The following is a 23,342-nucleotide window of genomic DNA, read 5'->3' on the forward strand; positions in this document are numbered from 1 at the left end:
CGCATGGCGTCCTATCAATATGTCTATGTGATGAAGGGCCTGTCCAAGGTCTACCCCGGCGGCAAGAAGGTTCTGGACAACATCTGGCTGTCCTTCCTGCCTGGCGTGAAGATCGGCGTCCTCGGCGTGAACGGCGCCGGCAAGTCGACGCTGATGAAGATCATGGCCGGTCTGGACAAGGACTATTCGGGCGAGGCCTGGGCCGCGCAGGGAGCCAAGGTCGGCTACCTGTCGCAGGAGCCGCAGCTCGATCCGACGAAGACGGTGCAGGAGAACGTCCTGGAGGCCCTGGCCGAGACCAAGGGCCTGCTGGACCGCTTCAACGCCGTGTCGGAGGCGATGGGCGACCCGGACGCCGACTTCGACGCGCTGATGGCCGAGCAGGCCGAGCTTCAGGAGAAGATCGACGCCGCCGACGCCTGGGACATCGACCGCACGGTCGAGATCGCCATGGACGCGCTGCGCTGCCCGCCGGGCGATTCCGACGTGACCAAGCTGTCCGGCGGTGAGCGGCGCCGCGTCGCGCTGTGCAAGCTGCTCCTGGAGAAGCCCGACCTGCTGCTGCTCGACGAGCCGACCAACCATCTGGACGCCGAGTCCGTGGCGTGGCTGCAGAAGCACCTGGAGGACTACAAGGGCACCGTCGTCCTGGTCACCCACGACCGCTACTTCCTCGACAACGTGACGGGCTGGATTCTCGAACTCGACCGTGGGTCGGGCATTCCGTGGGAGGGCAACTACTCCTCCTGGCTGGAGCAGAAGCAGAAGCGCCTGGAGCAGGAAGGCCGCGCCGAGGAGGCCCGCCAGAAGCAGCTCGCCACCGAGCTGGAATGGATCCGGCAGTCCCCGCGCGCCCGTCAGGCCAAGAGCAAGGCCCGCATCTCCGCCTACGAGACGCTGCTGGCCGAGAGCGGCAAGGAGACGACGGGCGAGGCCCGCATCGTCATCCCGACGCCGCCGCGCCTGGGCAACGTCGTCATCGAGGCCGAGAGCATCAACAAGGGCTTCGGCGACCGCCTGCTGATCGACGGCCTGTCCTTCCGCCTGCCGCCGGGCGGCATCGTCGGCGTGATCGGCCCGAACGGCGCCGGCAAGACCACCCTGTTCCGCATGATCACCGAGCAGGACGGGCCGGACGCCGGCACCTTCCGCGTCGGCGAGACGGTGAAGCTGGGCTATGTCGACCAGAGCCGCGATTCGCTGAACCCGAACAAGACCGTGTGGGAGGAAATCTCCGACGGGCTGGACATCATCGACCTCGGCAAGAAGTCGATGCCGAGCCGCGCCTATGTCTCGTCCTTCAACTTCCGCGGTCCGGACCAGCAGAAGAAGGTCGGCCAGCTGTCCGGCGGTGAGCGCAACCGCGTCCATCTCGCCAAGATGCTGAAGTCCGGCGCCAACGTGCTGCTGCTCGACGAACCGACCAACGATCTGGACGTCGACACGCTGCGCGCGCTGGAAGAGGCGCTGGAGAGCTTCGCCGGCTGCGCCGTGGTCATCAGCCACGACCGCTGGTTCCTCGACCGCCTCGCCACCCACATCCTGGCCTTCGAGGGCGACAGCCATGTGGAGTGGTTCGAGGGCAACTTCGAAGCCTACGAGGCCGACAAGAAGCGCCGTCTGGGCGAGGATGCGGTGAACCCGCACCGCATCAAGTACAAGCCGCTGGTCCGTTCCTAAGCGGCTCCGGCAACCTCCCTCTCCCGTCCCGGGAGGGGGAGCGTTCCCCGGTCATCCCTCCAGCTTCTGATGCTCCAGGAAGGCGGTCTTCAGGAGCTGCTTGAGGTCGTCGCCATACTGGTGGAAGCGCACGGACACCTGTCCCTTCCCGGCGCCCTTGTGCACCACGACCATCCGCGCGGTGGCCATGATGTCGTCCCGTCCGGTGATGGACAGGCGACCTTCGATCGTCTCGCCCTCCTCGAACCGATCGTCCGGAGCGTAGAAACTGACGCCGCCGATCGACCAGTTGCGGGAGGAATGGGCGCCACGGTCGGTCTGAACGATCAGACAGGGCTGTGCGTAGCGCTTCTGCGCCCGCCGTTCCTCCGGCGCCGGAGGCGGCGGTGGCGCGGTGTCCTCCGACACCGTGATCCCCGTGCCGTCGAGCTTCGCCCCGCCCAGCTTGGCGGAGCGCAGCACCGCGCCTTCCATCCGGGCTTCGCGCAGGTCGGCGCCGGTCAGGTTGGCACCGTCGAAATTGGCCGGCCAGGGGCGGTCGCCGGACAGGCGGGCGGGCCGGGCGTCGGCGCGGGCCAGAACGGCGCGCGCCAGCCCGGCGCGGCGCAGGTTGGTGCCGTTCAGGCAGGCCTCCGTCAGGTCGGCCCCGATCATCTCGGTGTAGGAGAGGTCGGCCATCTCCAGGCTGGCCTTGCGCAGCCGCACGCCCATCAGGCGGCAGCGGCGCAGCCGGGCGGCGGCGAGCACGCGCCCCGTCAGGTCGGCCCCGATCACCGACACGAGGTCGAGGTCGAGATGGCGGCCCTCCGCTCCCTGGCTGTTCACCCACCGCTCATGCTCGGCGACGGCCTCCAGGAAGGCGCCCGACGGCATGGGCTTGTAGGCCGGCTTGACGATGGCGTTCTCGGGTAGGGAGGCGGGCAGGTAGTTGCGGTCGAGCGTCGCCTCGTCGATGGTGGTGCCGTCGAAGGTCACGCCGTCCAGCGTGGCGCCCCAGAAATCGGCGCCGACCAGGACGGCCGCGGTCATGTCGGCGCCCGTCAGGTCGGCGTCGTTCAGGTCGGCGCCGCTGAGGTCGCAGCCGGTGAAGTTCGCGCCGGCCAGGATGGAGCGCTCCATCTTCGCCTCGGTCAGGCGGGTGACGCCGTCGCTGCGCGGCTTGTCGCCCGTTCCGCTCATCAGCGATCCGGCGCGGAAGTCGGCGCCGCGCAGGTTGGCGTCGGTCAGGATGGCCCGGTGCAGGTTGGCGCCGCGCAGATCCGCCCCGATCAGGGTCGAGGCGGTCAGGTTCGCCCCCTCCATGTCGGCGCCGAACAGGTCGGCCTGCGAGAGGTCGGCCCGGACGAGGCGGGCGCCGACCAGATTGGCCCCGGCCAGCTTCGCCCCGTTCAGGTTCACCCGGTCGAGGTTGAGATTCGAAAGATCGCGGAAGCTGAGGTCGGCCCGCCGCCCGCCGCGGCGCGTCAACCACGTCTGGTGGGCGAGGATGATCGCCTTGATCTCGTCGATCTCGTTCGGAGTCCGGTCGGCCATCGGATGGGGCGCCCGCTGCTGCAACACACAAGAGAGGCTTCGGGCGCGACCATACCTCTTCCGGCGGAGTTCGTCACGGAAACGCCGTTCGGACCTTCATGAAAAAAGAAGCCATGAAAAGGCGCACATGAAAAAGGGCCGCCCGAAGGCAGCCCTTGAGATGGCCTGGTTCCAGGCGCGCGGAGCAGCGGATCAGCCGGCGCTGCCAACCTTCTGGCGGAGCGCCTGGAGCAGCCCTTCGACCCGTCCGCCGTTCTGGCCGATGACGGAGGCGAACTCCTGCCGCTGGGTCACGCCCATGCTGACGCCCTCGACCACCACGTCGATGATCTTGTAGGCGGTGTCGCGCTTGCGCACGCGCCAGTCCACATTCACCGGCGGGCCGCTGGGGCGGACGATCTGGGTGGAGACCATCGTGTCCGCTTCGCCTTCCACGCGGGACCCGGTGATCCGGAAGGTCTCGCCCGAATACTCGACGAAGCGGTCGGCGTAGGTGTTGACGATCAGCCGTTCGAACAGCTTCTGGTATTCGTCGTGCTGCTGCGGCGTGGCGGCGTTCCAGTAGCGGCCCAGCACCCAGCGCCCGATGTAGGCCACGTCGAAGCCCTGGTAGAGCAGGCTGCGGAAACGCTGCACCGCCTGCTCGCGCGACAGGCTCTTGTTCGAGAAGGTGGCGACGGCCTCGTTACCCAGCGATTGGATGAACGCGGTCGCGCCCGGATCAGCCGATTGCGCGGCGGCGGGACGGGCGGCCCAGCTGCTCACCGCGAGCAGGGCCGCGCACACGAGAAACAGGCGACGTGTCAGCATGGCAAGGCAAAAGTGGCTGCCGCGGGGGCTTTGTCAACACTCAATCGGTTAAAGGATCGAGCGCGGACGGTCGCACCGCGGCAGGCCTCCTCCTTATTTCTTGGCGGGTTCGTCGAAATCGGGGAATTCCGGCGTCGCCGGCGCGATGTCGTTGGCGATCGCCGCGCGGCGCTGCTGCGCGTACAGGCTGCGGGCCGTCGCGTAGAAGTCCAGGGAGTTCTTGCGCAGGTCGTCGATCTCGCGCAGGAGCTGCGAGCGGCGGTCCAGGCCCGCGGCGGCGGTCCGCCCGTACATCGCGTTGTCCGCCCCGGCGGCGTTGGTGCCGATGCGGAACGGGTCGGCCAGCGTGTCGACGCCGTAGCCCAGCGTATCGCGGACGTTCGACGGGCCGAGGAACGGCAGCACCACGTAGGGCCCCGGTCCGACGCCCCAGACGCCCAGCGTCTGGCCGAAATCCTCCGGACGGTCGCCGATGCCGGCCTCCGTCGCCACGTCGGCGAGGCCGCCGATGCCGAGGATGGTGTTGGTCATGAACCGGCCGGTGGCGACCTGGGCGCCCTCGAAATCGCCCTGCAGCAGGTTGTTGGCGATGTAGAGCGGGCCGAGCAGGTTCTGGATGAAGTTGTGCACCGCCTGGCGCAGCGGGTCGGGGACGACGCCCACATACACCTCCGTCGCCGGGCGGATCAGCAGGATGTCCGCGGTCTCGTTGACGGCGAAGACGAATCGGTTGGGAATCTCCAGCGGATCGCTGACCGTGACGTCGGCTTCGTTGCTGCCGGGCGCGGTTGCGCAGCCCGCCATGCCGAGGGCGACGACGGCCACGGCGGCCGAGCGAAGAAGGGAGCGGGAGAGGTTGGCCAGCTTCATCGGCGACGGCTCTTTCTGGGGACACGACTTTGGGCGGGGCATCCGTTTCCGCGGCCCCGTCGCGCCACGTCCGAAGGGCTGGACCCCTCGCCGGGCGGCAACGGACGCTGCCGGACAGGACATCGCCCGGAAAATCCGTGCGATCCCTTTGTTCCGTGCCTAACACAGGCGCCGCCTTTTGACCAGCGTGCCACGCGAGGTCACCATACGGATACCGCCCTATGTGGTAGGATTGCCGCGCCCTTCGCGTCGCGTCCGGGTGTCGCGTCGGCCGGTGCCCCCCGATTGGAAGGGGGGCCGGTGAAAACGTGTTTACGCTGCATAAAGATATCTTTATATCTGTATCCAGCATGGCGGGCCGCGGTGGCCGGCCGGCCCTTCGGGGCGTTTCAGGACGGTGCCGGCGGTCATGGACGAACTGCTTGCGACATTGAAGGCGGCGGCGGAGACCACGCGGCTTCGGCTGCTGGCGCTGTGCGCTCATGGCGAGCTGACGGTGACCGAGCTGACCCAGATCCTGGGGCAGAGCCAGCCGCGGGTGTCCCGCCATCTGAAGCTTCTGTGCGACGCCGGGCTTCTGGACCGTTTCCGGGAAGGCACCTTCGCCTTCTACCGCCTGACGGAACGCGGCGCCTCGGCCGAGCTGGCGCGGGTGCTGGTCGACGCGATCCCGTCCGACGACCCGACGCTGACGCTGGACCTGGAGCGGCTGGAGGCGATCAAGCGCAGCCGGTCCGAGGCGGCGGCCAGCTATTTCCGCGAGAACGCCGCCCGCTGGCATGAGATCCGCTCGCTCCACGTTCCGGAACGCGAGGTGGAGGAGGCGCTGCTGCGCCTGATCCCCGCCGACGGGATCGGCGATCTGCTGGACATCGGCACCGGCACCGGCCGCATGCTGGAGGTTCTGGGTCCGCGGGCCCGGCGCGCCGTGGGGGTTGACCAGTCGCGCGAGATGCTGTCGATCGCCCGCACCAAGCTGGAGGACACGGCGCTCCGCCACTGCCATGTCCGGCAGGCGGACATGTACCAGCTTCCCTTTCCGTCCGGTTCCTTCGACGCGGCGGTCGTCCATCAGGTGCTGCATTTCGCGGAGGCGCCGGCCGATCTGCTGGCCGAGGCGGCGCGGGTGCTGCGGCCCGGCGGCCTGCTGCTGGTGGTCGATTTCGCTCCCCACGCCCTGGAGTCCCTGCGGGCGGAGCACGCGCACCGCCGGCTCGGTTTCTCCGACGCGGAGGTCGCCGCCTGGTGCCGCCACTGCGGTCTGGACTGCGGTGCCGTGGTGCATCTGCCGGGCGAACCGCTTACCGTATCCATCTGGCCGGCGGTGCGCGCCGCGAAGGGCGCATCCCCGGCCGATCCCTCCATCCTCTCCATCAGCGGAGCCCAGTCATGACGTCCGGCACCCCGTCGGTCAGCTTCGAATTCTTCCCGCCCAAGACGGAGAAGATGGAACAGAGCCTGTGGCAGGCGATCCAGCGCCTCGCCCCGCTCGGCCCGTCCTTCGTCTCGGTGACCTACGGGGCCGGCGGCTCGACGCGCGAGCGCACGCACAACACGGTGACGCGCATCCAGAAGGAGACGGGCATCCCCGCCGCCGCCCACTTCACCTGCGTGGGCGCGACGCGCGAGGAGATCGACGCCATCGCCCGCACCTATTGGGACGCCGGCATCCGCCATCTCGTGGCCCTGCGCGGCGATCCGCCGGAGACCGAGGGCGGGGTGGGGGGGCGCTACGTCCCGCATCCCGGCGGCTACGCCTACGCCGCCGATCTGGTGGCGGGGATGAAGAAGGTCGCCGACTTCGAGATTTCCGTCGCCGCCTATCCGGAATCCCATCCGGAGGCGCCGAGCGCGCAGTTCGACCTCGACAACCTGAAGCGCAAGGTGGACGCCGGGGCGACGCGGGCGATCACCCAGTTCTTCTTCTACAACGACGCCTATTTCCGCTTCCTCGACCGCTGCGCCGCCGCCGGCATCACCGTGCCGATCGTGCCCGGCATCCTGCCGATCACCAACTTCGCCCGCGCGGTGGAGTTCGCCGGCAAGTGCGGGGCGGCGATGCCCCAGCGCTTCGCCGAGACCTTCGAAGGTCTGGACGCCGATCCGGAGACCCGGCAGCTCGTCGCCGCGACCATGGCGGCGGAGCAGTGCCAGGCGCTCCAGGCCCAGGGCATCCGGGACTTCCATTTCTACACGCTGAACCGCTCGGAGCTGACGCTGGCCATCTGCCGGATGCTGGGCGTCAAGGCGAAGCAGCCGGCGGTGTCCTGACCGCCCCCCTGTGCTAGGGTGTTGCGGATGATCGCGGTCGCGGAGGAAGGGCCATGGACAGCCGGATCGGCTACGACGACGACTTCTACGCCTGGACCCAGGAACAGGCCCGCCTTCTCCGCGAAGCCGCCCGCGAACGCCTCAACACGCCCATCGACTGGGAGCATGTGGCGGAGGAGATCGAGGGCATGGGGCGTTCGGATGCCAAGGCGCTCGGCAGCGCTCTGAAGCGGGTGATCGAGCATCTGCTGAAGCTCGAACATTCGCCGGCCTCCGATCCCCGGTTGGGGTGGCGGGAATCGGTGGTCGATCACCGCATCGCCGCCTGGGACGAGATCGACGCCAGCCCCAGCCTTCGCAGAAAAACGGACCTTGCCCGCGCCTATCGGGACGCCCGCCGCCTGGCGGTCCTCGGCCTTGCCCGCGACGGCATTTCCGATGGCGCTGTTCCGCAGGACTGCCCCATACGCTGGAGCAGGTGCTTGACCACGACTGGTGGCCCACGAACCGCCATGGCCTTGAATAACCGCTGAACTCCCGACCTTTTCCGCCCGACCTTCCTTCCGAAACGGACCAGACCCTTCCCATGCCGCACATTCTCGACACTCTCCGCGACCGCGTCCTGCTCTGCGACGGCGGGTTCGGCAGCCGCATCCAGGCGCTCGACCTCGATGTGGAGAAGGACTACTGGGGGCACGAGAACTGCACCGACATCCTGCCGCTGTCGCGCCCGGACATCGTGCGGGAGATCCACCGCGGCTATTTCGAGGCCGGCGCGGACATGGTGGAGACGGACACCTTCGGCGCCTCTCCGGTGACGCTGGGCGAGTTCGGCATCTCCGAGAAGGCGTTCGAGATCAACCAGCGCGCGGTCGAACTGGCGCGCGAGGCGGCTGAGACCTTCAAGGATGGGCAGCCGCGCTTCGTCATCGGCTCGGTCGGGCCGGGCACCAAGCTGCCCAGCCTGGGCCACATCCCCTATCAGGACCTTGAGGACAGCTTCTTCGTCCAGGCGGCCGGCCTGATCGCCGGCGGCGCCGACGCCATCCTGGTGGAGACCTGCCAGGACCCGCTGCAGATCAAGGCCGCCGTCAACGGCATCAAGCGCGCCCGCGCCGAGGCCGGCTCGGACACGCCGGTCTTCGTCCAGGTGACGGTGGAGACCACGGGCACGCTGCTCGTCGGCACCGACATCGCGGCGGCGGCCACGGTGATCCAGGCGCTCGACGTGCCGCTGATGGGCCTCAACTGCGCCACCGGCCCGCTGGAGATGAGCGAGCATGTGAAGTGGCTGACCCAGAACTGGCCGGGCCTCGTTTCCGTGCAGCCGAACGCCGGCCTGCCGGAACTGGTCGACGGCAAGACTCACTACCCGCTGCGCGCCGACGACTTCGCCCATTGGCTGGAGCGCTTCGTGACCGAGGACGGGGTGAACCTCGTCGGCGGCTGCTGCGGCACCAACGTCCCGCACATCGCGGCGGCCAACCAGATGCTGCGCAAGCTGGCCCCGGCCGGGTCGCACCGCCCGAACCCGAAGGGCCGCACGGTCCATTGGGTGCCCGCGGTCGCCTCGCTCTATTCCCAGGTCACGCTGCGCCAGGAGAACGCCTTCTTCGCCATCGGCGAGCGCTGCAACGCCAACGGCTCCAAGAAGTGGCGCGAGCTTCAGGAGAGGAACGACTGGGACGGCTGCGTCGAGATGGCGCGCGAGCAGGTGAAGGAAGGCTCGCACACGCTGGACGTCTGCACCGCCTTCGTCGGCCGCGACGAGGTGGCGGAGATGCGGGCCGTCGTGCAGCGCTTCGCCGGCTCGGTCACCGCTCCCCTGGTCATCGACTCCACCGAATACATCGTGCTGGAGAAGGCGCTGGCGCTCTACGGCGGCAAGGCGATCCTCAACTCGATCAACTTCGAGGACGGCGAGGAGCCGGCCCGCAAGCGCCTCGCGCTCGCCAAGAAGTTCGGCGCGGCGGTGATCGCGCTGACCATCGACGAGGAGGGCATGGCGAAGACGCCGGAGCGCAAGCTCGCCATCGCCAAGCGCCTCTATGATCTCGCGGTCAACGAGTTCGGTCTGCCGGCTCACGACCTGCTGTTCGACCCGCTGACCTTCACCATCGCCACCGGCAACGAGGACGACCGCAAGCTGGCCATCTGGACGCTGGAGGGCATCGAGGCGATCAGCCGCGAGATGCCGGGCTGCCAGATCATCCTGGGTCTGTCCAACGTTTCCTTCGGCCTGAACGCGGCGGCGCGCCACGTGCTGAACTCGGTCTTCCTCGACCACGCGGTGAAGCGCGGCATGACCGGCGCCATCGTGCATGTGTCGAAGATCATGCCGCTGCACCAGATCCCCGAGAAGGAGGTCAAGACCGCCGAGGACCTGATCTTCGACCGCCGTGCGGAAGGGTACGACCCGCTCCAGGCCTTCATCGCCCTGTTCGAGGGCCGCAAGGCGGCGGACGCCAAGAAGAAGGCCCGCGCCGAGACGGTCGAGGAGCGGCTGAAGGAGCGCATCGTCGACGGCGACCGCACCGGGTTGGAGGACGATCTCGCCGAGGCGATGAAGACCCACCCGCCGCTGGAGATCATCAACACCTACCTGCTCGACGGCATGAAGGTGGTGGGCGAGCTGTTCGGCGCCGGCAAGATGCAGCTTCCCTTCGTGCTCCAGTCCGCGGAGACCATGAAGGCCGCCGTGGCGTGGCTGGAGCCGCACATGGAGAAGATGGACGGCCAGCAGAAGGGCACCATGGTGCTGGCCACCGTGAAGGGCGACGTCCACGACATCGGCAAGAACCTCGTCGACATCATCCTGACCAACAACGGCTACAAGGTCGTCAATCTGGGCATCAAGCAGCCGGTCGGCGCGATCATCCAGGCGGCGAAGGAGCACAAGGCCGACGCCGTCGGCATGTCCGGCCTGCTGGTGAAGTCCACCGTCGTGATGCGCGAGAACCTGGAGGAGATGACCCGCGAGGGGCTGGAGGTTCCGGTCCTGCTCGGCGGTGCCGCGCTGACCCGCGCCTATGTGGAGACGGACTGCGTGGCCTCCTACGGCTCGGGCCGCGTGGCCTACGCGGGCGACGCCTTCGACGGGCTGACCCTGATGGATCAGGTGGTGGGCGGCAGCTTCGACCAGCAGCTCGCCATCCAGCAGGCCAAGCGGGCGGGCCGGGCGGTCAACCGCCGCCGCGTGCTCGGGCAGGCGACGAGCGCCACCGTCGGGCCGGTGGACAAGGACGCCGCCCGCGCCCGCCGCGCCCGGCTGGCCGAAGGCGTGCCGGTGCCGACGCCGCCCTTCTGGGGGCCGAAGGTCATCGAGCATGTGCCGCTGAAGACGCTGGTGACCTACCTGAACGAGCGCATGCTCTACCAGCTCCAGTGGGGCTACCGGAAGGACGGCAAGTCCTTCGAGGAGTTCAAGGAGTGGGCGAAGAAGGAGCTTCGCCCGGTGCTCGACCGCATTCTTCAGATCGCCGCGAAGGAGGAGATCCTGCGGCCCCAGGCGGTCTATGGCTACTGGAAGGCGGCGGCCGACGGCGACGACGTCATCCTGTTCGCCGAGGACGGGACCAGCGAGGTCGCCCGCTTCACCCTGCCGCGTCAGGCCAAGGAGGACGGGGAGTGCATCGCCGACTTCCTGCGCGACGTGAACGACGGCGAGCGCGACGTGCTGGGCCTGCAGATCGTCACCATGGGCCAGCATTGCGCCGAGGTGGCGCGGGAGTGGTTCGCCGAGAACCGCTACCAGGACTATCTCTACCTGCACGGCCTGTCGGTGGAGATGACCGAGGCGATGGCGGAATACGTCCACGCCCGCATCCGCGCCGAGCTGGGCTACGGCGCCGAGGACAGCCGCGACAAGGAGAAGCTGTTGCAGCAGGCCTACCGCGGCAGCCGCTACAGCTTCGGCTACCCGGCCTGCCCGAACCTCGCCGACCAGGAGCAGCTCTTGAAGCTCCTCGACGCCGGGCGGATCGGCGTGGAGATGTCGGACGAGCACCAGCTCCACCCGGAGCAGAGCACGTCCGCCATCGTCCTGCACCACCCGCGGGCGAAGTATTTCAGCGTGTGATGCGGATCGTCTGAGCCGGGGCATCGCCTCCTTCCCCGTTGCAAGGGGAAGGAGGCACCTCCGGGACCGGTCCTGACCCCCTCTGGCTGGCCATGCAAGCCGGTTCCCAAAGAGCGGCGGCATCGCTTATGCTTGACGGCATGAATCATTCGCCCACCCCGCTTCACCTGCACCGGGAAACCGTCCGCCCGGAGTGGATCGACTACAACGGCCACATGAACGTGGCCTACTATCTGCTTGCCTTCGATCACGCGACCGACGCCGTGCTCGACCATTTCGGGATCGGCAAGGCCTATGCGGAGGGCGAGGGGCGGTCGATGTTCGCGGTGGAGGCGCACCTGACCTACGCCCGCGAGGTGACGGAGGGCGACGGTCTGACCTTCGCCTCCCTGGTCCTGGGCGCGGACACCAAGCGGCTGCATCTGTTTCACGAAATGCGCCACGAGGAGGACGGCTTCCTCGCCGCCACGGCGGAATTCGTTCTGATCCATGTGGATCTGGCGGAGCGCCGGTCGGTTCCGCTGGCGCCGGACACCGTGGAGCGGCTGGCCTCCACCGCGGCGGAGCACGCGGCGTTGCCCGTTCCACCGCAGGCCGGGCGTTCGGTCGGGCTGCGGACGCCGAAGGGGGCGTGACGGTAAGTCGCTGCCCGCCACGGTCTTTTGTTGCGCCGGACCCTTTGTCATTCGGCCTGCGCGACACTATCTGTTGGCGCATGAAGACGACAATTTTCGCCGCCTTCGCGGTACTTTCCACCTTCCTGGGCACGGCCCTGGTCCCCTCCGCCGCATTGGCCGAATGCACCGACCCGGCGCAGCCGAAGGTGAACTGGCGCCGCTGCTATTTCGACGGGCGCGATCTGTCGTCTGTGAAGCTGGCCGGGGCGATGTTGCGCGACGCCACCTTCCAGCGGGCCACGCTGAAGGACGCCGACCTGTCGGAGACCGACGGTTACCGCGCGAAATTCTTCAGCGCCACCATGCCGGGGGTAAAGCTCGACGGCGCACGCCTGATCGAAGCCGATTTCACGCGGGCCGACCTCACGGGGGCATCCCTGAAGGAAACCGACCTGCGCAACGCGAAGCTGGTGAACGCCATTCTTCAGAAGGCCGACTTCACCGGGGCGCGGCTGGGCGGGGCGGACCTGCGGCACGCCGACCTGTCGGGCGCCACCTGGATCGACGGCACGACGGTCTGTGCCGAGAAATCCGTGGGCCAATGCAATTGAGGAACTGGCAAGTAAATTTCCTCTCAATTGTAATATAATAACCCATCTGGAAAGTCGCTTGCCCGTCTCTTTCCCGCTGCGGTAGCCTTTTATTCAAAGCGCAGTGGAAAGGCGGGCAGGATGGCGGGCGATCAGGATTTCGAGACGGCGCGGATTCTCGCGAGCCGCGCCATGGATCGGATCGCCGTCCATGGGCTGTTGCCGAACCCGGAGAACTTCACCCTCTGGTACGCCTATTTCGGCGGGCAGAACCCCGACCTGACCCGGGCCATCGAGCTCGCCCAGCGCGACGGCGCCACCTTGTCGCAAGGCCATTGCGACGAGCTGTACAAGCGCTTCTTCACGCTCGACGCCGAGGCCCAGGCCATCCGCGAGACGTCGGAGCGGGCGCGCGTCGCCTTGGGGCGCATCCTCGACCAGTTGGGCAGCGTCGGGTCGGAGACCGATCGCTATGGGCAGACGCTGGCCGGCTTCCGGGGGGAGCTGGACCAGCCGATGAGTCTGGCCGAACTGCGCGCCATGGTGGCGGCCATCGCGGCGGAGACGACCGCCATCGTGGATCGCCAGACCCGCCTGCAAAGCCAGCTCATGGAATCCAGCCAGCAACTGGCCGAGTTGCGCGTCGTTCTGGACTCCGCGCGGCGGGAGGCGATGACCGACGGGTTGACCGGCATCGTCAACCGGCGCGGTTTCGATCTGGCGCTGGCCTCCGCCGCGGAGGAGGCGATGCAGACCGGCATGCCGATGACCCTGCTGATGGTGGACATCGACCATTTCAAGCGCTTCAACGACGTCCACGGCCATCTCGTCGGCGACCATGTGCTGAAGCTGGTCGCCAAGGTGCTGACCGAGGGGGTGAAGGGGCGCGACACCGTCGCCCGCTACGGCGGGGAGGAGTTCAGCGTCATCCTGCCCCACACCGCGCTTGCCAACGCGCTGAAGGTGGCCGAGCAGCTCCGCGCCTCGGTCGGGTCGCGGCAAATCATCAACCGGACGCGCAACGCCAATTACGGATCGGTGTCCCTGTCGGTCGGCGCCGCGGAATACCGGCCCGGCGAGGATCTGCTGGCCCTGCTGCGCCGCGCCGACGAGGCGCTCTACACCGCCAAGCGCGGCGGGCGCAACCGGGTCTGCGCCGAGGCCACGGTGGCGGGCTGACCGCCGCCCGTCCGATAGCTCCCGTCAGATAACTCCCGTCAGGCGCCGGACCGCGGCGTCGGTTTCGTCCACCAGCCGCGCCATCAACTCCGCCGCCGTCTGCCGCCGCGCGAGGCGGACGCCCTGTCCGGCCCACAGCGACAGGAACTCGGCGCGCCCCTGCTGCGCCGCGGCGGTGCGCATCGGGCGGGTCAGCGTGTTCTGGAGGGGGAAGGGAAGGGCGTCGCCGTCCGCGATGTCCTCCATCACGCGGTTGACGATCCCGCGCGCCGGGCGGCCCGAGAAGGCGCGGGTCACCCGCGTCTGCGTCTCGCAGGCGTCGAGGATCGCCTGTTTGTGCGCTTCGGGGATGCCGGCCTCCGCGCAGGTCAGGAAGGCGGTGCCCATCTGCACCCCGGCCGCCCCGAGCGCCAGCGCCGCCGCGATGCCGCGCCCGTCCATGATGCCGCCGGACGCCAGCACCGGCAGGTTCACCGCGTCCACCACCTGCGGGACGAGCGCCATGGTGCCGACCAGCCCGGCGGCGAAATCGACCTCTCCCGAGCCCGTGGCGAAGCTGCCGCGGTGTCCGCCGGCCTCGGCGCCCTGGGCGATCACGGCGTCCATGCCCGCCCGCTCCAGCGCCGCCGCCTCCTCGACGCTGGTCGCCGTGCCCATCAGGAGCGTGCCCCGCGCCTTGATGGCGGCCAGCGCATCGGCGGGCGGGATGCCGAAGGTGAAGCTGAAGGCCGACGCTCCGCAGTCCAGCGCCGCGGCCAGTTGGGCGGCGAAGCCGTCGGCGCCGATCACCGGTATCCCGGGGGCGGGCAGGCCGAGGTCGGCGTGGTAGCGCGCGATGCGGGCGACCGCCGCGTCCATCCATCCGGCGTCCGGCGCGGCGGGCGCGGGCAGGGGGGCGAACAGGTTGATCCCGAAGGGGCGGGAGGTCCGGGCGCGGATTGCCCGCGCCCGCTCGGCGATCTGGTCCGGGGACAGATAGGCCGCCCCGATGAAGCCGATGCCGCCCGCCTCTCCCACCGCGGCGACGAGGTCCGCCGTGTCGGCGCCCCCGGCCATCGGAGCCTGCACGATGGGGTGGGACAGGCCCAGGCGCTGGGTCAGTGTGGTGTGAACCGGCATAGCGCCGCCCTCCGCTTTCGATGATCCGCAGAGGGAGGCTAGGGCAGTCCGGCCATCGTGAAAAATGATTTGTTCAGATGGGACGGATCATGTCCGGTGATGGGTTCCGGGAACCGCTCAGGCGGCGCGCAGCCACACCGCCGTGTCGTGGAAGGCCGCACCGCCCGCCGGCGGAATCGGCTCGGGCGAGGTCAGGGTGTTGATCCCGATCCCCTCCAGGAAGGCGCTGTTCGGCCAGATGCCTTCCACGATCACCACGCCGCGCGGCACCCCGGCGAAGGGCTTGGCGTGGACGACGACGCTGCCCAGCCCGTTGCCGAGGCGCACGGCGTCGCCGTCGGCCAGGGCGAGGTCCGCCGCGTCCTCCGGATGGATCAGCACGGTGGGGCGGCCTTCGCGGCGCTGGGCGGTCACCGTCTCGGTGAAGCTGGAGTTCAGGAACTGCCGCGCCGGGGCGGTGACGAGGCGGAAGGGATGCTCGGCGTCCGCCGGGCGGCCTGGAGTCATGTGGTCCGGCAACTCCGGCAACTGGCCGGCGCCGTAGGGGCCGAGCGCCGCCCAGTCCGGCGCGAAGCGGAACCGCCCGTCCGGGAAGGCGAAGCCGTTCAGGAAGTGCGAGGTCTCGAAATCCGGCTGGGCGTCGATCCAGCGCTGCTCCGTCAGGGTGGCAGCGTCGCTCAGGCCGGAGGTCTTCAGCATGGAATCGATGATCTCCAGCGCGCTCATGCCGAAGCCCGGATGCTCGGCGCCGACGCGGCGGGCGAGTTCGGAGATCACCCAGTGATTCTCGCGCGCCTCGAACTGCGGCTCGATCACCTTGCGGCCGATCAGGATGTGCATCTGCCCGCCGCCGCGGTAGAGGTCGTCATGCTCCAGGAAGGTGGTGGCGGGGATGACGATGTCGGCCAGTTGCGCCGTGTCGGTCATGAACTGCTCGTGCACCGCCACGAACAGGTCGTCGCGCAGGAAGCCGCGGCGCACGCGGGCGCTGTCCGGGCAGATCGCCGCCGGGTTGGTGTTCTGGATCAGCATGGCGGTGACGGGCGGGCCGCCGGCGATGTCCTCGCCGGTCAGCACCGCGCCGATGCGCGACTGGTCGAAGCCGCGCACCGACGTGTCGAGCCGGTCCAGCCCCTCCGACAGGGTGCGGTCGATGCTGTAGATGCCCGACGAGCAGTAGAGCGCCCCGCCGCCCTTGTGCGCCCAGGCGCCGGTGATCACCGGCAGGCAGGACACCGCGTGCATCTGCGCCGCCCCGTTGTGGGCGCGCGTCAGCCCGTAGCCCAGCCGCAGATAGCTGCGCCTGGTCGTGCCGTAGAGGCGGGCGAAGCCGACGATCTCCTCCACCGTCAGGCCGGTGATCGCCGCCGCCCATTCGGGCGTGCGGGTGGCGAGATGGGCTTCGAGCCGGTCCGCCCCGGCGGCGTAACGGTCGAGATAGGCGCGGTCGGCCAAGCCTTCGCGGAACAGGACGTGCATCACCGCGCAGGCCAGCGCGCCGTCGGTGCCGGGGCGCAGCATCAGGTGCAGGTCCGACACCTCCGCCGTGCCGGTGCGGTAGGGGTCGATGGTGACCAGCTTCGCCCCGCGGCCCTTGCGGGCCCGGCTGACGTGGGTCATCACGTTGACCTGGGTCGCCACCGGGTTGCCGCCCCAGTTCACGATCAGGTCGCTGTCGGCCATCTCGCGCGGGTCGGCGCCGCGGATGTCGCCGTGGCCGGCCAGCCAGCCCATGTTGGCCGGCGTGTCGCACACCGTGCTGATCTGCCGGGAATAGCCCTTCGCGTGGCGCAGCCGCTGGATGCCGCCGCGCTGCACCAGCCCCATGGTGCCGGCGTAGAAGTAGGGCCAGACGGCTTCCGCGCCAAGACGCCGCTCGGCGTCCAGGAAGGCGTCGGCGATGCGGTCGAGCGCCTCGCCCCAGCCGATCTCCGCCCATTGGCCGGAGCCCTTGGGGCCGGTGCGCCGCAAGGGCGTCTTCAGCCGGTCGGGGGAATGGACGCGCTCCGCGTAGCGGCTGACCTTCGCGCAGATCACGCCCGCCGTGTAGCTGTTGGCGGCGGCCCCGCGGACCTTGCCGATGCGGTCCGGCGCGACCCGCTCCACTTCGAGGGCGCAGGTGCTGGGGCAATCGTGCGGGCAGGCGGTCGGCAGGAAGACGGAGTTCACGGAAGGACGCCTCGGCGGGGGAAAAGCGGTGATCAGCTTATGTCCGGCGTCCGGCATTCCGCAACCGGTCAGGATTGTTTAAGGACTGCCATCAGATTTCAATATTGCAGCCCTATCCTTGTGGAGGCGCGTCCAGGAAAGATGTATGTTTCCAGAAAAATACTCGCATAAGGCGGCGTGTGCGCCGCGGCGAGCGCGGAACGACACAGCAAGGGGAAGCCGTATGATCGCGAATGTTGCCGCAGGCGCCCGGCGGACGCTGCGGGCCGGGGTGTTCGCCAGCCTGATCGGAGCCATGGTCGGAGCCGTCGCCGGTATGGCCGCTCCGGGAATCGCCGCGGCGCGGGCGGACGGCGTGAAGCTCGGCTATGTGGAATTCCCGCCCTACACCCAGACCGACGGCGGGGCCGCGAAGGGCAGCCTGATCGAGGCGTTCGACAAGGCCGCCAAGGCGGCCGGGATCGCCTACACCGCCGAATCGGCCCCGGCCCGCCGCCTCTTCTCCGGCGTCGCGGACGGCGATTTCAACATCTTTCTGGGCATCCGCACGGTCAAGGAATTCGACGGCACCACGCTGATCAGCGCAGCGCCGATCGCCCGGATCGAGCTGAACGCCTACGGCATCGGCGAAGCCCCGGCGGTCAAGGCGAAGGAGGATCTGTCGGGCAAGGCGGTCATCGCGCTCAACGGCTACTCCTACGGCGGCTGGCGCGCCTGGATGGAGGACCCGGCCAACAAGGTGCAGATGGTCGACGCGCGCACCGCCGATCAGGCGCTGCAGCTTCTCCAGGCCGGGCGGGCGCCGACGCTGCTGCAGTACTCGCTGCCGATGCAGCAGGCGCTGGGCGGGAAGACGCTTCCCGACCTGAAGGCCACGCCGGTCCAGAGCCTGGACGTCTACATCGTCGTGTCGAAGAAGACACCGGATGCCGAGGCGGTTCTGGCGAAGCTCGAAGCCGCGTTCAAGGCGACCCAGTGACGCCACCCCTGTGATGCCGCCGGGGGCGCCGCTGGGCGCCGACCGTTTGGCGACCGGTTGTTCAGAAAGAGAAAAGGGCGGATCATGACGGACGGCGGACATCAGGGCGGCGGTGTGGGGCTGCGCCTGCGGGCAATGCTGCTGATCGGCGGCGTGCTGCTGGTCTATCAGGTGCTGGCCATCGCCTGGGGCGTGCACAGCTCGGCCAACCAGGCCAAGGAGACGCTGGCGGCGCGGGCCGACATGGTGGCCGCGCTCCAGGCCCGCGCGGCGGCGATCCCGCTCTACGACTTCGACACCGAGCAGGTGCGCGAGGTCGCCAAGGCGCCGTCCTCCGACCCCGACTTCCTCGGCGCCCAGGTGCGCGACGACAAGGCCAAGGTGGTGGCCGAGGTCGGCGACACCAAGGCCGCGAAGGGCTTCATCGAGGTGGTCAAGCCGATCGTCGGCGGGCAGGCCGGGCAGCGCAAGACCATCGGCGAGTTCGTCCTGCGCCTGCGCACCGACCGGGTGGAGGCGCGGGTGACCGCCGACGCGGCGACCCAGATCGCCGTGGGAGCGGTCGCCTTCCTCGCCATCATGGCGGCGCTCTACCTCGTCGTCTCGGCGATCACGCGCCCGCTGATGCAGATCACCGCCATGGTCGGCCGGCTGGCCCAGGGCGACTACGCGGTCGCCGTGCCCGCCCTCGACCGGCGCGACGAGATGGGGGCGATGGCCCGCACCATCGACATGCTCCGCCAGAACGCCCAGCACCGCCAGCAGCTGGAAGCCGAGAAGCTGGCCCGGCAGGCCGAGGAGGCGCAGAGGGGCGAGCGGCTGACCCGACTTGCCGCCGCCTTCGACCGCTCGGTCCAGGCGACGGTCGGCGAGGCCTCCACCGCCGCCTCGCAGATGAAGGGCAGCGCCGGCAGCATGCTGGAGAGCGCGCTGCGCGCCGACCAGTGCAACGCCTCGGTGGCCGGGGCCGCCGACGAGACCAGCCGCACCGTCCAGACCGCCAGCGCGGCGGCGGAGCAGCTCACCCAGTCGATCCGCAGCATCGCCGAAAGCGTGAAGCAGTCGGTCGCCATGTCCGCCCAGGCCATCGAGCGCGCCGACGCCAGCCGCAAGACGGTGGAGGCGCTGGCCGCCGGCGCCGCCAAGATCGGCGAGATCACCAGCCTCATCACCTCCATCGCCGGCCAGACCAATCTGCTCGCCCTGAACGCGACGATCGAGGCGGCGCGGGCCGGGGAGGCCGGCAAGGGCTTCGCCGTGGTGGCGAGCGAGGTGAAGAATCTCGCCAGCCAGACCGCCAAGGCGACGGAGGAGATCGCCACCCAGATCGGCGCCATCCAGTCGGTGACCCAGGACACCGTCTCCGCCATCGGCGCCATCACCGAGACCATCGGCCAGCTCAGCCAGCGCTCCGCGGAGATCGCCGCTTCGGTCCAGGAGCAGTTGGCCGCGACCGGCGAGATCGCCGAGAAGGTCCGCACCGTGGCCGGCGAGGCCGACACGGTGACCCGCAGCATCGCCGTCGCCTCCGGCGCCTCGTCGGAGGTGGCGACGGCGGCCCGCGAGTCGGTGGAGGTCGCCCAGACCCTCCAGGCGCGCTTCGTCGATCTGCGTGACGAGGTGCAGAAGTTCCTGGCTTCGATCAAGGCGGCGTAAGCGGCCTGGGATGACGCGCAACGTGCCTGCGGCGGGAGGAAATGCCCGCCGCGGGCAAGTTGCGTTTCCGGATTTCGCCTCGCCGCACTAGGATGCCGCTCCCGAACGGCGAGGATGATATGGACGACGGTTTGAAGTGCCCGAAATGCAACTCCGAGCATGTCTATCAGGACGGCATGCTGTGGATCTGCCCCGAATGCGCCCATGAATGGAACCCGCAGGCCGAAGGCGGCGCGGGTGCGGAGGCTGCGGCGGATCAGGGCGTGCGGGACGCCAACGGGAACGCGCTGAGCGACGGCGATTCGGTGACGGTCATCAAGGATCTCAAGGTCAAGGGCTCGTCCCTCGTCGTCAAGGGCGGCACCAAGGTGAAGAACATCCGTCTGGTCGATGGGGCCGACGGCCACAACATCGCCTGCAAGATCGACGGCATCGGCGCGATGAACCTGAAGTCGGAATTCGTCAAGAAGGCGTGACGCCACCCGGCTTCCCCGGAAAGAGAAAACCCCTCGCCGGAGCGCTCCGGCGAGGGGTTTTCCTTATGGGCCATCGCCCGAGGCTTGGGGATTACATCATCCCCAGCGCGCGCGGCAGCCAGGTGGAGATGATCGGCACGTAGGTGATCAGCACCAGGAAGCCCAGCATCGCCAGCAGCCACGGCCAGACGGCCACGGTCAGCTCGGTGATGCCCATCTTGGTGATGCCCGACGCGACGTAGAGGTTCAGGCCCACCGGGGGGTGGCACATGCCGACCTCCATGTTCACGACCATCATGATGCCGAAATGGACCGGGTCGATGCCCAGCTTCATGGCGACCGGGAACAGGATCGGCGCCATGATCAGCACGATCGACGACGGTTCCATGAAGTTGCCGGCCATCAGCAGAAGGATGTTCGTCACCAGAAGGAAGGCGATCACGCCCAGACCCTGGCTGACGATCCAGTCGGCGATGGCCTGCGGGATGTTCTCCGACGTCAGCACGAACGAGAACAGCACCGCGTTGGTGATGATGTAGAGCAGCATCGCCGACATGCTGGCCGAGGACAGCAGCACCTTCGGCACGCCGCGCAGCGGCATGTCCTTGTAGACGAAGACCGCGATGATGAAGGCGTAGACGGCGCTCATCGCCGCGGCTTCGGTCGGCGTGAAGACGCCGGAGTAGATGCCGCCGATGACGATGACGATCAGCGACAGGCCCCAGATCGCTTCGCGGAAGGCCTTGAAGCGTTCGACCAGGCTGGCCTTCGGCAGGCGCGGGTAACCGAACTTGCGCGCGCGGTACCAGGTGACGCCGCCCAGAACGAAGGCCAGCATCAGGCCGGGGATGACGCCCGCCATGAAGAGCTGGCCGACCGAGGCGGAGTTCGCGGTGCCGCTGGTGGCGACGCAGTACATCACCATCACGATGGACGGCGGGATCAGGATGCCCAGCGCGCCCGAGGTGGTGATGACGCCGGCGCCGAACTGCTTTGGGAAGCCCTGGGCGACCATCGCCGGAAGCACGATGGAGCCGATGGCCACCACGGTCGCCGGGCTGGAGCCCGACACCGCCGCGAACAGGGCGCAGCCCATCACGCCGGCGAGGCCGAGGCCGCCGTGCCAGTGGCCGACCATCGCCGTGGCGAAGTTGATCATGCGCCGGGCCACGCCGCCGTGCGTCAGGAAGTTGCCGGCAAGGATGAAGAACGGGATCGCCATGATCTCGAACTTCTCGATGCCGGTGAACAGCTTCAGCGCCACGGCCTCGATCGGCACATGGGTCATGGTGAAGAGGAAGGTCAGAACCGTCAGGCCGAGCGAGATCGAGATCGGCATGCCGGTCAGCATCAGCACCAGCAGCAGGCCGAAGATGATGGCGGCGTTCATCGGTCGTTCTCCTTCGGTCCCTTGCCAGTGGCTGGGCCAGTGGCCGGGCCGCTGCCGGGCTTGCGGCCTTCATGATGGGCGATGTCGTGCGGGTGCAGGTTGTCGTCCATCTCGTACCAGTTGACGTCCTGCGCGGCGCGCTGCGGGTCGGTGGTGTCCTCCTCCAGACCCTCGACATGGCCGTGGTCGTGGTGCGGAAGCTCGCCGGTGCGCAGGAAGTTCACCATCACCTGAAGGAAGCGGAAGCACATCAGGTAGGAGCCGAGCGGGATCGCCAGATAGATGATCCACATCGGCCATTCGAGGTCCGCCGACACCTGCTCGGTTTCCGACATGTGCCAGACGAAGGTGGAGCCCATCGTGCCGACCACGCCGGTGAAGGTCGCGCCGGCCAGCAAACCGAACACGATGAATTTCGCGCGCAGGGGGGTGGACAACTTGTTGATGAGGACGTCCACACCCACATGGATGCCGGTGCGGACACCGTAGGCGGCACCGAACTTCGCCATCCAGACGAACATGTAGATGCACAGCTCCTGCGCCCAGGCCAGATTCCAGTGGAGGATGTAGTCCTGGATGAGGGGGAAACCGGCGGCGTAACGGTGGGCGACGGAGATGAAGATGATCGTCGTCGCCGCAGCCATCAGGAAGGCGATAAGAATCTCCTCCAGATGGTCTAGGATTTTCATGGGCATGGTGGCTCCGCGCGCAGGAGGAAGCGCCCGCGTCGAATGCGCGGGCGCTTGCCGAGGGCTGTGCGTTGGTCTTGCTTGATTGGACCGGGCGGCCGGGCCGCCCGATCAGACGCTCTTGATCACTCGCACTTGGCGGCGTCGGTCTCGGTCTTGATGCTCGCCAGCAGTTCCTTGCCGACGCGCGACGCCATGTCCTCGTGGACCGGCAGCATCGCCTGGCGCCACGACGCGCGCTCTTCCTTGGTCAGCTCGTAGAACTTGGTCTTGCCGGAGGCCTTCATCGCCTCCAGCGCCTTGTCGTTCTCTTCCTGGGCGATGTTGTTGGCGTACTCGGTCGCCTCCTTCATCGCGCCGTCGAGCTGGGTGCGGACGTCGGCCGGCAGGCCGTCCCAGAACTTCTTGTTCACGATGACCGCGTAGCCCAGATAGCCGTGGTCGGAGAGCGTGGCGTGGCTCTGCACCTCGTGCATCTTCTGGGTGTACATGTTGGACGGCGGGTTCTCGGTGCCGTCGACGACGCCGGTCTGCAGCGCCTGATAGACCTCGGAGAAGGCCATCACCTGCGGCAGGGAACCGAGCGCGCGCATCTGCGCGTCCAGCACCTTCGACGACTGGATGCGCATCTTCAGGCCCTTGAAGTCCGCCGTGGCGTGCAGCGGCTTGTTGGCGCTCATGATCTTGAAGCCGTTGTCCCAATAGGCCAGACCGGTGATGCCCTTGTTCTCCAGCTTCTGGAACAGCTGCTTGCCGATCGCGCCGGTGGTGACCTTCACCAGGGCGGCCTTGCAGGGGAAGATGTAGGGCAGGTCGAAGATCTCGAATTCCTTGGCGCCCAGCGGGCCGAACTTGGCCAGCGACGGGGCCAGCATCTGCACGGCGCCGAGCTGCAGGGCCTCCAGCTCCTCCTTGTCCTTGTAGAGCTGGCTGTTCGGGTAGACCTCGACCTTCACCTTGCCGGCGGTGCGCTGCTCGGCCAGCTGCTTGAACTTCTCGGCGCCCTTGCCCTTCGGAGTCTCCGGAGCGACGACGTGGCTGAACTTGATGACGATCGGCTCCTGCGCGGTGGCGGCGGTGGCGGCCATCAGGCAGCCGGCGGCGACGGTGGCGCACAGCAGCGAAGCGAACTTCATAGGGGTCATCCTCCACTTGTTGTTGGTCGGACTGATGGTCCGACCTTTGATATTCTTTCATTGTTCGATAATTTCTCCCCCGACGCTATTGTGGAAATCC

19 protein-coding genes are annotated in these 23,342 nt (G+C 68.4%); 11 read left to right on the plus strand and 8 right to left on the minus strand.

Going from position 1 to position 23,342, the window contains the following annotated elements:
• Positions 1-3 precede the first annotated feature (3 nt).
• Positions 4-1,680 (plus strand): energy-dependent translational throttle protein EttA, encoded by a 1,677-nt coding sequence (gene ettA / locus TSH58p_RS16865; protein WP_109069696.1) that lies wholly within the window; start codon positions 4-6, stop codon positions 1,678-1,680.
• A 51-nt stretch (positions 1,681-1,731) separates the two neighbouring features.
• Here the strand turns inward: ettA and TSH58p_RS16870 are convergent, their stop codons facing one another.
• The 3 genes from TSH58p_RS16870 to TSH58p_RS16880 all read right to left on the minus strand — a co-directional run bounded on the left by TSH58p_RS16870 (position 1,732) and on the right by TSH58p_RS16880 (position 4,893).
• Positions 1,732-3,213: a pentapeptide repeat-containing protein gene (locus TSH58p_RS16870; RefSeq protein ID WP_109069740.1), complete on the minus strand. Its 1,482-nt coding sequence runs from the start codon at positions 3,211-3,213 to the stop codon at positions 1,732-1,734.
• A gap of 192 nt (positions 3,214-3,405) precedes the next feature.
• On the minus strand, positions 3,406-4,023 hold the full coding sequence (locus TSH58p_RS16875; protein WP_109069697.1) for a phospholipid-binding protein MlaC: 618 nt from the start codon (positions 4,021-4,023) through the stop codon (positions 3,406-3,408).
• 93 nt (positions 4,024-4,116) lie between these two features.
• The gene (locus TSH58p_RS16880; protein WP_109069698.1) at positions 4,117-4,893 is read right to left on the minus strand and encodes a VacJ family lipoprotein; all 777 of its coding nucleotides are present in this window, start codon (positions 4,891-4,893) and stop codon (positions 4,117-4,119) included.
• Between the two features lie 409 nt (positions 4,894-5,302).
• On the opposite strand from TSH58p_RS16880, the gene TSH58p_RS16885 reads away from it, so the two are divergent.
• The 7 genes from TSH58p_RS16885 to TSH58p_RS16915 all read left to right on the plus strand — a co-directional run bounded on the left by TSH58p_RS16885 (position 5,303) and on the right by TSH58p_RS16915 (position 13,628).
• Entirely contained in the window at positions 5,303-6,286 is a 984-nt protein-coding gene (locus tag TSH58p_RS16885) for a metalloregulator ArsR/SmtB family transcription factor (protein WP_109069699.1), read from the plus strand.
• The gene (gene metF / locus TSH58p_RS16890; protein ID WP_109069700.1) at positions 6,283-7,164 is read left to right on the plus strand and encodes a methylenetetrahydrofolate reductase [NAD(P)H]; all 882 of its coding nucleotides are present in this window, start codon (positions 6,283-6,285) and stop codon (positions 7,162-7,164) included. The genes TSH58p_RS16885 and metF overlap by 4 nt, the downstream gene beginning before the upstream one ends.
• Before the next feature lie 53 nt (positions 7,165-7,217).
• On the plus strand, positions 7,218-7,697 hold the full coding sequence (locus tag TSH58p_RS16895; RefSeq protein ID WP_109069701.1) for a DUF29 domain-containing protein: 480 nt from the start codon (positions 7,218-7,220) through the stop codon (positions 7,695-7,697).
• Between the two features lie 53 nt (positions 7,698-7,750).
• On the plus strand, positions 7,751-11,242 hold the full coding sequence (gene metH / locus TSH58p_RS16900) for a methionine synthase (RefSeq protein WP_109069702.1): 3,492 nt from the start codon (positions 7,751-7,753) through the stop codon (positions 11,240-11,242).
• Between the two features lie 140 nt (positions 11,243-11,382).
• Positions 11,383-11,877 (plus strand): thioesterase family protein, encoded by a 495-nt coding sequence (locus TSH58p_RS16905; protein ID WP_109069741.1) that lies wholly within the window; start codon positions 11,383-11,385, stop codon positions 11,875-11,877.
• Between the two features lie 80 nt (positions 11,878-11,957).
• On the plus strand, positions 11,958-12,470 hold the full coding sequence (locus tag TSH58p_RS16910; RefSeq protein ID WP_109069703.1) for a pentapeptide repeat-containing protein: 513 nt from the start codon (positions 11,958-11,960) through the stop codon (positions 12,468-12,470).
• Between the two features lie 120 nt (positions 12,471-12,590).
• The gene (locus TSH58p_RS16915; protein ID WP_109069704.1) at positions 12,591-13,628 is read left to right on the plus strand and encodes a GGDEF domain-containing protein; all 1,038 of its coding nucleotides are present in this window, start codon (positions 12,591-12,593) and stop codon (positions 13,626-13,628) included.
• Positions 13,629-13,652: 24 nt separating this feature from the next.
• Here TSH58p_RS16915 and TSH58p_RS16920 read toward each other — a convergent pair whose 3' ends face one another.
• Positions 13,653-14,747, minus strand: coding sequence for a nitronate monooxygenase family protein (locus tag TSH58p_RS16920; protein ID WP_109069705.1), 1,095 nt, complete (start codon positions 14,745-14,747; stop codon positions 13,653-13,655).
• 117 nt (positions 14,748-14,864) lie between these two features.
• Positions 14,865-16,916 carry a molybdopterin oxidoreductase family protein gene (locus TSH58p_RS16925; RefSeq protein ID WP_109069706.1) on the minus strand — a complete coding sequence of 684 codons (2,052 nt, stop codon included), beginning with the start codon at positions 16,914-16,916 and terminating at the stop codon, positions 14,865-14,867.
• A gap of 223 nt (positions 16,917-17,139) precedes the next feature.
• On the opposite strand from TSH58p_RS16925, the gene TSH58p_RS16930 reads away from it, so the two are divergent.
• The 3 genes from TSH58p_RS16930 to TSH58p_RS16940 all read left to right on the plus strand — a co-directional run bounded on the left by TSH58p_RS16930 (position 17,140) and on the right by TSH58p_RS16940 (position 20,027).
• Entirely contained in the window at positions 17,140-17,895 is a 756-nt protein-coding gene (locus tag TSH58p_RS16930; protein WP_158282592.1) for a transporter substrate-binding domain-containing protein, read from the plus strand.
• 84 nt (positions 17,896-17,979) lie between these two features.
• Positions 17,980-19,551: a methyl-accepting chemotaxis protein gene (locus tag TSH58p_RS16935; RefSeq protein ID WP_109069708.1), complete on the plus strand. Its 1,572-nt coding sequence runs from the start codon at positions 17,980-17,982 to the stop codon at positions 19,549-19,551.
• 119 nt (positions 19,552-19,670) lie between these two features.
• Positions 19,671-20,027, plus strand: coding sequence for a zinc ribbon domain-containing protein YjdM (locus TSH58p_RS16940; RefSeq protein WP_109069709.1), 357 nt, complete (start codon positions 19,671-19,673; stop codon positions 20,025-20,027).
• Between the two features lie 91 nt (positions 20,028-20,118).
• Here TSH58p_RS16940 and TSH58p_RS16945 read toward each other — a convergent pair whose 3' ends face one another.
• The 3 genes from TSH58p_RS16945 to TSH58p_RS16955 all read right to left on the minus strand — a co-directional run bounded on the left by TSH58p_RS16945 (position 20,119) and on the right by TSH58p_RS16955 (position 23,242).
• Positions 20,119-21,417: a TRAP transporter large permease gene (locus TSH58p_RS16945; protein ID WP_109069710.1), complete on the minus strand. Its 1,299-nt coding sequence runs from the start codon at positions 21,415-21,417 to the stop codon at positions 20,119-20,121.
• Positions 21,414-22,112: a TRAP transporter small permease gene (locus tag TSH58p_RS16950; RefSeq protein WP_109069711.1), complete on the minus strand. Its 699-nt coding sequence runs from the start codon at positions 22,110-22,112 to the stop codon at positions 21,414-21,416. Before TSH58p_RS16950 ends, TSH58p_RS16945 begins: the two co-directional genes overlap by 4 nt.
• Before the next feature lie 119 nt (positions 22,113-22,231).
• Positions 22,232-23,242: a TRAP transporter substrate-binding protein gene (locus tag TSH58p_RS16955; RefSeq protein WP_109069712.1), complete on the minus strand. Its 1,011-nt coding sequence runs from the start codon at positions 23,240-23,242 to the stop codon at positions 22,232-22,234.
• Between the last annotated feature and the right edge of the window lie 100 nt (positions 23,243-23,342).

Origin of the sequence: Azospirillum sp. TSH58 (assembly GCF_003119115.1) — a bacterium.
Classification (GTDB): domain Bacteria; phylum Pseudomonadota; class Alphaproteobacteria; order Azospirillales; family Azospirillaceae; genus Azospirillum.